At 46.6% G+C, this 13909-nt stretch carries 7 protein-coding genes, 6 tRNA genes and 4 pseudogenes; 1 reads left to right on the top strand and 16 read right to left on the bottom strand.

The annotated features are described in order from the left end of the window. Window positions 1-249: 249 nt before the first annotated feature. From JCM11969_RS14230 to JCM11969_RS14215, 4 genes and pseudogenes are all read right to left on the bottom strand, one after another. Window positions 250-684 carry a hypothetical protein gene (locus JCM11969_RS14230; protein ID WP_054712174.1) on the bottom strand — a complete coding sequence of 145 codons (435 nt, stop codon included), beginning with the start codon at window positions 682-684 and terminating at the stop codon, window positions 250-252. 60 nt (window positions 685-744) lie between these two features. Then, a pseudogene (locus JCM11969_RS14225) lies at window positions 745-3399 on the bottom strand (cation-translocating P-type ATPase). 214 nt (window positions 3400-3613) lie between these two features. Beyond that, a pseudogene (gene nadE, locus JCM11969_RS14220) lies at window positions 3614-4437 on the bottom strand (NAD(+) synthase). A 51-nt stretch (window positions 4438-4488) separates the two neighbouring features. Next, window positions 4489-5960, bottom strand: a pseudogene (locus tag JCM11969_RS14215) (nicotinate phosphoribosyltransferase). 109 nt (window positions 5961-6069) lie between these two features. Between JCM11969_RS14215 and JCM11969_RS14210 the strand changes: the two are divergent. Beyond that, window positions 6070-6807: a WecB/TagA/CpsF family glycosyltransferase gene (locus JCM11969_RS14210; RefSeq protein WP_054712171.1), complete on the top strand. Its 738-nt coding sequence runs from the start codon at window positions 6070-6072 to the stop codon at window positions 6805-6807. Window positions 6808-7070: 263 nt separating this feature from the next. On the opposite strand, the pseudogene JCM11969_RS14205 reads toward JCM11969_RS14210, so the two are convergent. From JCM11969_RS14205 to JCM11969_RS14150, 12 genes and pseudogenes are all read right to left on the bottom strand, one after another. After that, a pseudogene (locus tag JCM11969_RS14205) lies at window positions 7071-7771 on the bottom strand (GntR family transcriptional regulator). Between the two features lie 25 nt (window positions 7772-7796). Next, window positions 7797-8942, bottom strand: a complete 1146-nt coding sequence (nagA, locus tag JCM11969_RS14200) for an N-acetylglucosamine-6-phosphate deacetylase (RefSeq protein ID WP_054712169.1) — start codon at window positions 8940-8942, stop codon at window positions 7797-7799. Window positions 8943-9013: 71 nt separating this feature from the next. Beyond that, window positions 9014-9808: a pyrroline-5-carboxylate reductase gene (gene proC, locus JCM11969_RS14195; RefSeq protein ID WP_054712167.1), complete on the bottom strand. Its 795-nt coding sequence runs from the start codon at window positions 9806-9808 to the stop codon at window positions 9014-9016. 253 nt (window positions 9809-10061) lie between these two features. Next, a tRNA-Gln gene (locus JCM11969_RS14190) sits at window positions 10062-10133 on the bottom strand. A 9-nt stretch (window positions 10134-10142) separates the two neighbouring features. Further along, window positions 10143-10225 (bottom strand) — tRNA-Tyr (locus JCM11969_RS14185). Window positions 10226-10300: 75 nt separating this feature from the next. Then, window positions 10301-10372 (bottom strand) — tRNA-Gln (locus tag JCM11969_RS14180). 7 nt (window positions 10373-10379) lie between these two features. Beyond that, a tRNA-Tyr gene (locus tag JCM11969_RS14175) sits at window positions 10380-10462 on the bottom strand. Window positions 10463-10554: 92 nt separating this feature from the next. Beyond that, entirely contained in the window at window positions 10555-11364 is an 810-nt protein-coding gene (locus JCM11969_RS14170) for a metallophosphoesterase (RefSeq protein WP_054712165.1), read from the bottom strand. Window positions 11365-11482: 118 nt separating this feature from the next. Then, window positions 11483-12961, bottom strand: a complete 1479-nt coding sequence (locus tag JCM11969_RS14165) for a peptide MFS transporter (protein ID WP_054712163.1) — start codon at window positions 12959-12961, stop codon at window positions 11483-11485. 237 nt (window positions 12962-13198) lie between these two features. Beyond that, window positions 13199-13510 carry a PTS sugar transporter subunit IIB gene (locus tag JCM11969_RS14160; RefSeq protein WP_054712158.1) on the bottom strand — a complete coding sequence of 104 codons (312 nt, stop codon included), beginning with the start codon at window positions 13508-13510 and terminating at the stop codon, window positions 13199-13201. A gap of 226 nt (window positions 13511-13736) precedes the next feature. Next, window positions 13737-13809, bottom strand: a tRNA-Thr gene (locus JCM11969_RS14155). A gap of 16 nt (window positions 13810-13825) precedes the next feature. After that, window positions 13826-13898 (bottom strand) — tRNA-Asn (locus JCM11969_RS14150). Window positions 13899-13909: the final 11 nt, after the last annotated feature.

The raw sequence follows: 13909 nt of genomic DNA, 5'->3' as shown, positions 1-13909 counted from the left end.
CGAAAAAATACGAAAACTGACGGGATTTTTATGAACTATGAATAATTCAGGCTTATTTCAATGCACGACCATATTGTCCACCACGATGCAACTACCTTGATTTTAAAAGGCCTTAATTGAAATTCTCTCCCCTCAACACTAACTACGCAACACCCGCGCAATCCGCACAAAAAAATCAACTTCCCCAAAAAATAAAAGCCCCCGACACAAGTGCCGAGCAGCTCTCATTCATTTATAAAACGGTTTCGGTTACATCACAGAAGACATGATCCGCTGAGTGGCAGAAGTCACCTTATCCATCATGTTTTCCTGTTCATTTTCTGAAGCGTCGAACGCCTCAGTATCCACAGTTTGTGCTGCTGGATCAATGGCATCAACCATCTTCTGGCAGGCATCCGCATAGTTGCGGTAAGCGGCAACTAACTGCTTGTGTTTGCCAAGTAACCGAACTGGGACACTAGCCTGTTGCAACTGATTCAGATTGTCAGTATAGGCATCAGTCCCCTTTTGGAACGTGGCCTTAATTGCCGTTAACGTTGCTTCATCAAGATCTGCAACCTTATCCTTATCAATCGCATCACTTAGTTTCGTGAAGTCGGGGTTCATCTCGCCACCCGTTTTATCAGTGGCTTCAATAATTTTAGTCAGGGCTTGTAAATAACCCGTCATATTATTTGGTTTCATTGTGTGAATCTCCTTTTTGATCGTGGCCTGCAGCAATTTTCTGGCGTAAACCACGGGGTATTATTCTTGGCCTAATCGACGCTGTACCCATTTTACCACTTCCACGATAAGAATCATGGCAATTCCAGCGCTAAGCACCACAGCCCATTGCACACCATTCAGCGGTGTTAAGTGGAAGATCGTGTTAAACCCTGGTACAACAATGGTTGCCGCCAAGAGGATAAACGCCGTTAGGATGGCCCAGTTAAACGCTTTGTTGCGAAAAAGGCCAACCTTAAAGATCGACTGATGAATGGTCTTTGAGTTAAACGCATGAAACAGCTGGATCAGTCCTAACGTAGCAAACGCCATCGTTAACGCGTCAGCATGCATCATTTCAGAACTCGTGTGGACGGGGAACGTTACGGCCAGCCAGTATACTAGAAGCGTCATGACGCCTTCTAATACCCCCTGGTACCCAATGTTAGCAAACACCCCGCCAGAAAAGAAGTTTGACTGTCTGCCCCGCGGTTTGCGTTTCATAATGTCCGGTTCAGCTGGCTCCAATCCCAACGCGATGGCTGGGAATGTGTCGGTCACCAGGTTGATCCATAAGATCTGAACGGGCGCTAGAATTTGCCAGCCAAGCAGTGTCATCACAAACAAGGTGAGAACTTCCCCAATATTGGCAGACAGTAAATACTGGAGGGATTTTTGGATGTTCGCAAAGACTTTTCGGCCCTCTTCAACCGCAACAACGATCGTCGAGAAATTATCATCCGCGAGCACCATATCACTCGCACCCTTGGAGACCTCAGTCCCGGTGATTCCCATTCCGACCCCAATATCAGCGGTCTTAAGTGCTGGCGCATCGTTCACACCGTCACCAGTCATGGCCACTACTTTACCCTGTTTTTGCCAAGCGTGCACGATTCGGACCTTATGCTCTGGCGCGACCCGCGCATACACTGCGTACTGCCGGACCTGTTTTGCAAAGGCCTCATCAGAGAGTTGGTCTAATTCTGCTCCGGTAATTACGGCGTCATCCGCCGTTGGTGTCTCTGACAAAATGCCCAACCGGACTGCAATGGCCTTAGCCGTGTCCTTATGGTCACCCGTAATCATAATTGGTCGAATGCCGGCTGCCTGTGCTTCAGTAACAGCTTGGGCCACCTCTGGCCGTTCAGGATCAATCATCCCGATCAATCCGATGAAGATCAGATCCTGTTCAGCTGACGCACTCGTGAGTTTTTCAGGAACCGCATCAACCGGGCGATAAGCGAAGGCCAGTACGTAATGCCTGAGTAGCCAGATCATGGTTGGTGGCCAAAATTGCTTCCCGGTCCGCATTCGTAATTGCGCGAACCTGCCCACGATCAGCGATTCGGGTCACCCGTTTCAACAGTTGGTCAGGCGCCCCCTTCACGTACTGCGTGAGTTGATGATCGGCTGTTTCATTAAAGGTGGTCATTAATTTCCGTTCAGAATCAAACGGAATTTCAGCGACCCGCGGATGACTCGCAATGGTGGCTAGCGGCTGTTTATTGCGATCGATGTAGTACTGGATCAATGCGGTTTCCGTCGGGTCACCAAGTAAGGTGTCACCGTCCGGCTGCCCATCGTTGTTGAGCACCATCGCCAATGCAATGGGATCTGTCATTGTCACCTTAGCCTCAGCAGCGGGCGTCAGTTGGCCGTTTTCATAGACTTGTTCGACCGTCATCTTATTTTGGGTCAGTGTCCCGGTTTTATCAGACGCAATAATGTCCGTGCTGCCAAGCGTTTCAACTGCTGGTAATTTGCGAATCAGGCGTGGCGTTTAGCCATCCGCTGCGTACCCAATGCCAGCGTCACCGTTACAATGGCCGGCAATCCTTCTGGAATGGCTGCCACGGCTAACGAAATAGCTGTCAGCAACATGTCGATCATCGTTTCTTGTCCCCGCAGCATGCCGATAACAAAGACTAACACGGCAATGGCAAGAATTAAAATGGTCAGCCATTTCCCAAGCTGCGTTAAGTTCTCCTGTAGCGGCGTCTTGGTTTCTTCTGCTGCGTCCAACATCCCAGCAATTCGACCAACTTCGGTCTGCATCCCAATAGCGACCACGACACCGGTCCCGCGCCCAGTTGTGACGTTGGCGTTCATGTAAGCCATGTTGCTGCGGTCACCTAGCGGCAGATCAGATGCCGTTAAGACGGCGGCCTGTTTTTGAACCGGCACTGACTCTCCCGTCAAAGCAGATTCTTCAACCTTCATGGTGTTGGCGGTACACAACCGCATATCTGCCGGGACAATGTCACCCGCTTCAAGATAAACAATGTCCCCCGGCACGAGTTCGTCGCTCTTAACGGTTACTGTTCCACCATTTCGAGCAACATGTGCCATCGGTGCAGCCATTTCCTTTAACGAATTAATTGCTTCTTCAGCTTTAGATTCCTGAAAAACGCCAAACACCGCATTAAGCAGTACCACGGCCAAAATGATGATGGCGTCGACTAATTCACCTGTTGCACCGGCAATCAGTGCTGCGACGATCAACACAATGATCATGAAATCCTTAAATTGGGCACCAAACTTGGCTAAAAGACTGGATTGCTTCTTTGCAGAGAGGCGGTTTTCACCGTATTTTGCTCTCCGCTGAGCCACCTGATCATCAGTTAGCCCCTGTTCGCCCGTGTCGAGTGCCTTAAAAATGTCGTCAGTTTCCCGTTGGTACCATGGTTGGTCTGCCATAAAAATATCCTCCTGTTTAACTTAAACTAGACGTTATAAGTCTCACCGTTTAAGACCTCCCCGGAGATGTTGCATCCCTTGCTGACGGGTCGGTCACAGAAGAATCCTGCTGGTTACTCCCTCATCTTTATTATATCAAAACCGGCTGCAAAAATGGTACGAGCTGCCGTCTTAATGGACAGGGGGTATCTTTTACAACCGGTTGGTTTAAAGTTTATTTCCAAAATGTATCGTAAACGTTAATTGGCAAATGACGTTTGTGACTGGTCTTGACGTACCAGCCTTCAATCGTTTCCGCTGCTTGATCACTGACGGTTTTGCCTTCTAGATAATCGTCAATGTCATCGTACCGAACACCAAGTGCTACCTCGTCAGGCAATGCCGGACGGTCATCTTCCAGATCAGCCGTTGGCACCTTCGTGTAAAGGGTCTCTGGTGCCTTCAGATAGGCTAATAACTGCTTACCCTGGCGTTTATTCAGCCGCCAGAGTGGCGTCACATCCGCGGCACCATCACCAAACTTAGTGTAAAAGCCTGTCACCGCTTCGGCAGCGTGATCCGTGCCAACAACTGCTGCGCCATTGGCACCAGCAATCGCAAACTGCGCTGTCATTCGTTCACGTGCTTTAATATTGCCTTTGTTGAAGTCACTGATCGTTTCTGAATTAGCCTCGACTGCGGTCGTCATTGCGTCCGTGGCGGGTTTAATATCCACCCGTTCCACCTGGTCTGCACCCATGAACTCGATGGCCTTCATGGCGTCTGATTCATCAGCTTGAACACCGTAGGGTAATCGAACAGCAATAAATTTGTAGGCGTCTGATCCAGTTTCCTGACGAAGTTCCGTCATGCTAGTTCTGATAGTTTACCAGCTAACGTGGAGTCTTGTCCACCAGAAATACCTAAAACTAATCCTTTAAGGCCAGTTTTTTTAAGATAGGCCTTTAAAAAATCCACACTACGCCGGACTTCTGTTTCTGGATCAATTGAAGGACTGACCTTCAACGCGTCGATAATCTCTGCCTGTAATTTTCTCATACTTCGTTACTTCCTTATCTGACTCAGTCTAGGATGGCATCTAACGCCGGGCTAATCGCCAAAGTCCAACTTCTTAACGTACTCGTGAATGCGATTGATCAAGTTCATTTTATTATCCCAACACTTTTGTGACAAGTCGACTGGGTATTTTTGCGGATTAAGATCGCGTTTATACTCTGGCCACAACGATTCTTGATTTTCATGACAGCCCTCCCGGATGTCATCCAGATCCGGTTGTTGGTAAATGAGACGGCCGTCTTCAAAAATCGGTTGGAGTACTGGCCGCGCATCAAAATCGGTCACCGTCTTGTTGATGTACGTATAGTTAGGATGGAACATGTACAGCGAGTCTTCATTGCGAGGATCTTCATCCCACAGCGCAACGAAATCGCCCTCCGATTTACCATCGGCCTTTTTGGTGATCCGCCAGACCTGCTTACGACCTGGTGTCGACACTTTTTCAACGTTGTTAGACAACTTGATCGTGTCTTTTAACTGACCGTGGTCATCCTCAATCGAGACCATTTTATAAACTGCACCCAAGGCGGGTTGATCAAACGCGGTGATGAGTTTCGTCCCGACACCCCAAACGTCGATCTTAGCCTTCTGCATTTTCAGCGACATGATGGTCTTTTCGTCAAGATCGTTTGACGCATAGATCTTCGCATCTGGAAAACCAGCATCGTCGAGTTGTTCCCGCACGCGCTTAGAGAGATACGCCATATCGCCAGAATCGATCCGGACGCCTTGGAAATTAATCTTGTCGCCCATTTCTTTAGCGACCCGAATGGCTGACGGCACACCGGATTTAATGGTATCGTATGTGTCGACGAGAAAAACGCAATCCCGGTGGGTATCCGCATAGGCTTTAAACGCATCATAATCATTGCCATACGTCTGAACCAGCGCGTGGGCGTGGGTCCCGCTGATCGGAATGCCAAACAGCTTGCCGGCGCGAACGTTCGATGTTGCATCAAATCCGCCGATGTATGCGGCGCGAGTCCCCCAAATGGCCGCATCGAATTCCTGTGCCCGTCGCGTCCCAAACTCCAAAATACCATCGTTACCCGCAACTGAACGAATTCGAGCAGCCTTCGTTGCAATCAGTGTCTGGTAGTTTACAATGTTTAAAATCGCCGTTTCAACCAGCTGACAGTCAGCCAATGGCCCTTCAATCTGCATGATCGGCTCGTTGTGAAACACTAGCTCGCCTTCGACAGCGGACCGCACCGTGCCCTTGAATTGAAACTGCCTTAAATAATCGAGGAATGCTGGAGAAAAATCCTCGTTTTCTTTTAAATAGTCAATATCACTATCGGTAAAGCGTAAATTTTCGATATAATGAATAATGTGTTCGAGGCCCGCAAAACGGCGAATCCGTTTTTAAATGGCATATCTCGAAAATACACTTCAAAAATGGCCTTTTTATTTTGAATCCCTTTCTCAAAATAGGTCTGAATCATACTAAGCTCATATGCATCCGTGTGTAATGTGGTACTATCATCTGGATACTGCTTTGCCATGTCTGCTTCTCCTTTATTGCGTTAATTAGTCACTATTTTATCATTAAACACGAGTGTCGTCATTTAAACTGATGAATATCAAACAATATAAAACGAATAGGTGATTTTTTTGGCCACAACATTTAAGACAATTGAAATTTTACAAGTACCTTTCATTAATACGACGCAGCGTCATTTTCTAAAAGCCGTCGAAACACGTGTCTCTCAACGCGAAAATATATTTGTGGTAACGGCCAATCCGGAAATCGTCATGTATGCGCAAACGGATTGCCACTACCTGTCACTCCTCCAAAATGCAGACTACGTGACACCAGACGGCATCGGTATCATCAAGGGTGCTGATATTTTAGGGACAACCCTGCCGGAACGTATTACGGGCTATGATGTGCTTGTTGACTTGCTAAAGTGGGGGAACGACGCGCACAAATCAGCCTACTTTGTTGGTGCCAAGCAGGAAGTGATTGACGCCCTAACCCCCATTATTGCTCACGACTATCCAAATTTAACCGTTAAAGGCATGCGTAACGGGTATTTCAATGACTTCGCACCCATTGCAGCGGATATTGCCGAAACGCAACCTGACATGGTATTTTTGGCTGTGGGCTTTCCTAAACAGGAACAATTAATTGCCGATTATCGCCACCAAAATAACGGTCTGTGGATGGGTGTCGGTGGTAGTTTTGATGTGCTGAGCGGCATGACAAAACGGGCGCCGGAATTCTTCATTAATCATCATATTGAATGGCTTTATCGCCTGTTGAGTGAACCCACGCGGTTTAAACGGATGTTGGCTTTACCACGATATTTGCGAGCCGTTCGGCGGCAGAAGCGTGATGAGCTGGATTGATTGCTGCGTTGACAACAGGGTGTTGTGTTTTGTGGTTATTGTAAAGAAAAAGATTGGGAAAGTGGGTTGCGCTTTCTCAATCTTTTTTTGTTTGGGTTTACTTTTGTTTGATTTATCTGAGTGTATTTCTACTGTTACCGTGCCGAAACGTGCTCCTGAAGACAAAGACCTGCACATAAGGGGAAGTTGGTACAAAGCCAAACCCAGGCTTTATACCAACTTCCCCTTATGCTCCGGTCTTTAACCGTCTTCTTCCACACTCTTTACTTTTCCAAATAAAACTCAAACCTCTCCCCAACATACTGGTCCGCACATACTCAAATGGTGTGCCATCCTGAAGGTAGGAGATTTGCCAGAGACGCAGAATGGCGTCACCGCGTTTAATATCCAAAAATTCGGCGATTCGTTCTGAGGCCAATGATGCCGACACATTTTGCTTTGCTCGTCCCGGAATCAGATTTTTCTTAGTTTCCAGTGTCCGATACAACGAGTCCGTTACTTCCGGCTTAGATAACCCTTCAACCACCGTTGCTGGAATCGTCGCCACTTCAAAACTAATAGGTGTCCCGTCGCCATAACGGATTCGCTCCATCCGCAAGACCTGATCGCCGTCTTTAAGCTTCAGCTTTTCGGCTTCGCTTAACGAGGGACTCATCACGTGGTAAGAGACCGTCTTACTAGATGGTTTCTTACCCTGAGCCAGCATGACATCCGTAAAGCCGGTCACACCGGACATCTTTTCTTGCACCTTTTGGTTCGCTACGAAGGTCCCCGACCCGACGAATCGTTCAAGGATGCCTTCTTCAACCAATGTTTGAATCGCCTGACGCAACGTCATCCGACTGACGTTAAACTCAACAGCAAGTTCTCGTTCTGAGGGAATGCGGTCGCCAACGGACCACTTACCACTCTCAATTGAGCGCTTAATATCATTATGAATTTGAATATAAACTGGTGATCCCATAAAACCAACGACCTTTCTGATCTCACTAAACAGTTTCGTCGGTTGTAAACTTCCGGCCGAGACTGTAAGTAGTCTGTAGATTAAGGGCCCGGTCAAAAACGTTTAAGTCAGCATCTTTACCTGGTTCAAGCGTTCCCTTTTGTGTCAGGCCGAATTCTTCAGCCTGATTAACGGACGCCATCTGGACGGCATCCGCAATATCACAGCCGGTAAAGCTCATGATATTGCGGAAGGCATCGTCAAAGCGGAGCACAGAACCCGCTAGATTACCGGATTCCAATCGTGCTTGTTTATCCTTAACAATGACCTTTTGGCCACCAAGTTCACTGATTCCCTCAGGCATCCCTTTCGCCCGCATAGAATCAGTCACTAACTCGATTCGTTCTGGTCCCTTTTGTTCATACGCTAATTTGATCATGTCTGGGACGATATGAAACCCGTCGCAGATCAATTCAGCGTACATATTATCTTCAAGCATTGCGTGGCCGGTAACACCCGGCTCACGGTGTTTAAATTCACGTTGTGCGTTATATAAATGTGTCACGTGGGTTGCACGGCTAGCTAGCATTTGTGCCCGTGTGGCGTTGCTATGGCCAACTGAGGGGACGATTTTGTGTGCAAGACAGTAGTCTTCAAACTTAGCCGCCCCATCGTCCTCTGGCGCGTACGTAATCAATTTAACCAACCCGCCCGACAACTCGTTCCAATGATCAAGCAGTGAAACGTCAGGATCCTTGATATACTTTTCTGGCTGAGCACCCTTGTAAATGGCCGCGATAAACGGCCCCTCCAAGTGGACACCCTGAATCACAGGATTTTTGGCAGCAGCTGCTTTGATTCCTGACATGGCGTGATTAATATTTTCTGTCGACTGGGTCATCGTGGTTGGAAAGACCGTTGTGATGCCTTCCTTAACCATGTCGTTCACCATTTCGTTAATTTGGTCAGCATCGCCATCCATTGCGTCAAAACTGTAACCACCATGAGTATGCACATCAATGAAGCCTGGAACGATCACCTTCCCGTTAACGAAGGTCACCTCATCATTTGGCAGTGCCCGGTACTCGCTCATGGGGCCAACCGCCTCAATTTGTTCATTAAACCGTAAATAACCGTCAGTAATAACGTCCTCACCAGTGTAAATCGTAGCGTGCTTCAACACAGTACTCATATCGTCGTTTCCTCCTAAATCATTCGTCATCAGGTCAACAACTATATTGTACACCGGTATAGACCAAAAGTCTATTCTTCGTTATTCTTACTGATTGTCGCATCGATGCCCTTAACCACGGCGGTCATAAACCCATTTTCCTCCATAGACAGTAATCCGGCCACCGTACTGCCGCCCGGTGACGATACCTGATCGATCAGTGCAAACGGATTTTCATCGGACGCCAAAACCATTTGCGCTGACCCCGTCACCGCCTGTGCGGCAATCTGAGTTGCTTGCGCCTTAGTCAACCCGTATTTAACGCCAGCTCGGCTCAGCGCATCAATGAAAAGGTAAACGTATGCGGGTGAAGACCCAGCAAGGGCAGAAAAGGTCGCAAAATCAGCTTCAGGTAAAACCGTCGTACTCCCAATAGCATCAAACAAACTGATTGCCGTTTGGGCTTTTTCGCCGGTTAATTGCGCATTACCATGAACTGCTGTCATCCCGGCCAAGATAGCCACGTTGAGATTAGGCAACGTCCTTAGAATTGGCAGATCGTAGCCCGCTAATTCTTCGAGACGATTCAGTTCCAATCCAGCAACGATTGAAATCAAAACCTGTTTCTTGGCGTCCAGAACTGGTTCAATGTCATGCAGCACGTCAGCTGCAACGTTCGGTGTGACGGCTAAAACAACATAGTCGCTTTGCTGAACTAACGCGCGATTATCAGCAATAGCGGTGACGCCTTTTTTTGCTGCAACCGTTTTGTACGTCTCGTGGGCGCTGTGCACCAGAATGTCTGATGCAGCAACCGTCCCCTTCTTCAACAGACCTGTGATAATAGCCTGAGCCATACCACCGACCCCGATAAAGCCAATTTTCATGTTCGACCCCTCTTTACTGAGCATGCTCAATGTATTATTGCTAATTCTATTATACCAAAAAAGTGTGGCGACTATCGGCGGTTTGTTCATTAATATAGCGGTTACATAAAACACTGTGCCCGCTCTGTAAAATGCCGTTTGCTTGTATCCAGTTCAGCTGGACCGTTCTGTACCAATTTCGAGCTAGACCACTAGTCTCAATGAGTCACGAAAAAAGGGTAAAAAAATCAGTCACACACCGTGACTGATCTAGTTGGGATAGCTGGGTTCGAACCAGCGCATCACGGGATCAAAACCCGTTGCCTTACCACTTGGCTATACCCCAATAATAGAATGGATGGGAGTGGATTCGAACCACCGAACCCGAAGGAGCGGATTTACAGTCCGCCGCGTTTAGCCAGACTTCGCTACCCATCCAAAAGAAACTATTAAAAAGAACATTTATAATCATACAATAGTCTGTATAATTAGTCAACCCGAAACCGAATTGAATTGGGATAGCTGGGTTCGAACCAGCGCATCACGGGATCAAAACCCGTTGCCTTACCACTTGGCTATACCCCAATAAAGATGGATGGGAGTGGATTCGAACCACCGAACCCGAAGGAGCGGATTTACAGTCCGCCGCGTTTAGCCAGACTTCGCTACCCATCCATAAGTGATGACCTGAAATAAATCAACTTCATTATAATACCAAAAAACAGGGTTAATCGTCAACCATTTTTTGCAGTTTGCCGGTTAAAGGGTCACAATTCGGTTCGTAATTGCCACTCTTTAAGGAAACTGTCTGTCAGCCATTCATGCCGCCGCTTTGTCCCGTACCCGACCGCTTGATCATAGTATGTCGTGCCAGTAATCAGCCGTGGCGCAGGATGAATATGCATGTGACCAAATAAAGTGCGTTCAACCCGATATTCAGCCAGGAGATCCCCCAAATGACGACTACCAAGCATGGCAATCATCATATTCCAAAATCGGTCATCCTGCGTAATATGCAAGTACTCCGGGCGTGGGACAAAGTGCGTCATAAATAACACTCGTTTATGATCGTGAGCAGCCAGCGCCAATTGCGCGCGTACCTGGCCTAAAACAAGCTGCATGCGTTCAGGGTCAGATAATGGTTGTGGAATCGCACTATCTAACCAGTAAGCTCGTTTCCACTGGGCAAATCGGTCCTCGGAGCGATGCAGACTGTCCGCAAAACTATAGTCGTACCAGCCATTGTTACCAACTATCCGCCAATCAGTGCCGCTAATATCCATACTTTGGTTGTGCAAATACGTTGGATCAAGCGGTTGTTCAAGTTCATCGAATGACACGCCATTCACCATATCATGATTCCCCGCAATAAACCGGACCGTAATGTCAGGAACAAACGCCTGCAAGCGTTGCACGTAGTCAAGACTCTTATCGAAGTGGTTAAAGAGGTCCCCCGCAATCAAATAAATGTTGACGCCACGTTGCATCAGCCAGGTTCCCTGTAATTGAATCATCTCAGAAACATCAACTTGATTAATATCAAAATGATTGTCACTTGTGAGTGCTATCTTGACCATTATTGCTCACCTCTCTAGCTTGATAGCCATTGTGTTAACCGCGGTTAATCCGGTTCTTTAGACCGCATAAAAAAAGTTGCGTCACGAAATATCGTAACACAACTCTTTGTGATTTGTATTAATCGACACCTGCCATCAGGCGTTTGATTGGTTTAACCATAAAGAACAGGATAATGGCAAAGACGATAGAGACAATCCCGATGACTGTAAAGTATTGGACTTCAGTCCCTGGGGTGTAATACTTAACTATTTGTGAGTTGACCGCTTGGCCAGCTGAATCAGCTAAGAACCACATACTCATCATTGATGACTGGAATGCCGCCGGCGCTAACTTAGTCGTGACCGACAATCCAATCGGTGAGATCAGTAATTCGGCAATTTCAATGATTGCCCAACTCCCAACCAACCACCATGGACTAACAAGTGCTGACGTCCCATGCATGCTGACTGGAATCACCATGAACAAGTATGAAATACCAGCAAAAATCATCCCGATAGCAAACTTCAGTGGTGATGATGGTTGCTTCTTGCCTAACTTCGTCCAAAGGGTGGCAAAGATTGGGGTGTAGATCAAAATAAATAACGGGTTCAATGATTGATAGTTAGCAGGGTTGATGGTAAACCCACCAATGTGGTTTTGCGTTTGCGACTGGGCAAACATTGCCAACACAACCGAGCCTTGTTCCTCAATTGACCAGAAAATCGCAGCTGCAATGAACAACGGTACGTAGGCCCAAACACGAGATTTCTCCGTTTTTGTAACCTTCTTGCTCGTCAACATCATTGCGAAGTATGCAACTGGTGTCAAAACGGCAATGATACTCAAGAGCGTAATAAAGTTGGCGATGTTTAAAGCACCAAAGACCTTCATGATCAAGAGAATTAAGATGAACGCGATTGCCCCGATCGTCACTCGGAAGGATAACTTCTTAGCATCCCCTGGTTCCAACGGGTCATCAGGATAAAGTGAATCCTTGCTCAAATACTTATTCCCACCATGCAGGTAGAAAATCAGGCCAAAGAACATCCCGATAGCGGCTAATGAGAAGCCGGCGTGGAAATTAAATGATGTCCACATCTTGCTGACTGCCCATGGCGCAATCAATGACCCTAAGTTGATCCCGAAAACGAAGATGGTAAATCCAGAATCCCGACGAACATCTTCTTCGGTATAGAGAGAACCAACCATTTCAGAAACGTTAGGCTTCAACAAACCGGTCCCAATCGTAATCAAACAAATGGAGATAAACAGAGCAATCTTTCCAAATGGTAAAGCCAGGCAGATATGCCCAAACATAATCAAAACCCCACCATAGAAGACAGTCCGTCGTGAACCCCAAATTCGGTCACTCAGGAAACCACCTAAGACAGAAGACAAATAAACTAAAGAGCCGTATATTGACATCACACTGGCAGCCAGGCCCTTGTCCATGCCAAGGCCACCCTTTGCAATTGAGAAGTACATGTAGTAGATCAGAATTGCTTTCATACCATAATAACTAAACCGTTCCCACATTTCAGTAAAGAACAATGTGGACAGGCCATGCGGTTGGCCAAAGAATGAACGGTCAAGTTTGTTATCGTTTTGGTTTTCCAAACCTGATACCTCCAAACATCTCTCACTTAAGTAAGCCCATTTATTTACCAAAGTGAATAGAAAAAGCCGCGGGTAATCCGCAACTCATAATTTTCTAATTGAAACATACAGAGTATTATACCCTCTTAATGAAGGTAACGCAACGTAGTCTCTCTTAGAAACAAGCCGGATTCCGCGACTTAACGCCGTTAATATGGAATGAAATTTTTTTCGAATTATGGCAATTTAACTGATTAACTATTCATTCACCTTATTTTTATCTAATTCGCGCATGGTAAATTTAACCAGACTTTCACCGTTCAACCAAGCATAAATATCATCAGGAATTTGTTCAACCCGATCATGAGCAGCCGTTAGCTGTTCATAGTGGTAAGAAACTTGAGGTGCGACTAATACCAGGTCGCTATCGTCCATTTCCTGTGGCGCGTTTAAAAAGCTTGTTGACTCAAATGTAATATCTGTATGGTAAGCTTCGGTGGACCGCATTGCAGATTCTTTTAACAGTTGGCTAGAAATGCCGCTACCGCATACAATAAGTACTTTTGTCATGATGATTACCCCCAACAGTTTGTTTATCGTTTATCATTTACGTTTTTGTTCACAAACATAGGGTACCACCAATTTCTATATACCACAAGCTTAAAATCTTAATTAAACCAATAAACAACAGGTTTTCTATATCTATACCAATATTTCAAATGTACTATACCATTTATTCGATTGGCAAACAAAAAAGCCACTAGATTATCTAGTGACTTTCATCAAGTAAATCAAGTGCCGGCTGAGGAGCTCGAATCCCCGACCCTCGGTTTACGATACCGATGCTCTACCAACTGAGCTAAGCCGGCATTACAATATTACTGACTCCGGCAGGCGGGCTCGAACCGTCGACAACCTGATTAACAGTCAGGTGCTCTACCAACTGAGCTATGCCGGAATAATATATAG

It is taken from the genome of Secundilactobacillus paracollinoides DSM 15502 = JCM 11969, from assembly GCF_001311135.1.
Lineage (GTDB): Bacteria > Bacillota > Bacilli > Lactobacillales > Lactobacillaceae > Secundilactobacillus > Secundilactobacillus paracollinoides.
This window is presented reverse-complemented; position numbering and strand designations above follow the sequence as displayed.

Excerpts from the sequence above, each read along its gene's own strand:
- nagA (WP_054712169.1), bottom strand. The coding sequence starts at position 8,942 with ATGAGTACTGTGTTGAAGCACGCTACGATTTACACTGGTGAGGACGTT.
- JCM11969_RS14160 (WP_054712158.1), bottom strand. The coding sequence starts at position 13,510 with ATGACAAAAGTACTTATTGTATGCGGTAGCGGCATTTCTAGCCAACTG.
- JCM11969_RS14170 (WP_054712165.1), bottom strand. The coding sequence starts at position 11,364 with ATGGTCAAGATAGCACTCACAAGTGACAATCATTTTGATATTAATCAA.
- JCM11969_RS14230 (WP_054712174.1), bottom strand. The coding sequence starts at position 684 with ATGAAACCAAATAATATGACGGGTTATTTACAAGCCCTGACTAAAATT.
- proC (WP_054712167.1), bottom strand. The coding sequence starts at position 9,808 with ATGAAAATTGGCTTTATCGGGGTCGGTGGTATGGCTCAGGCTATTATC.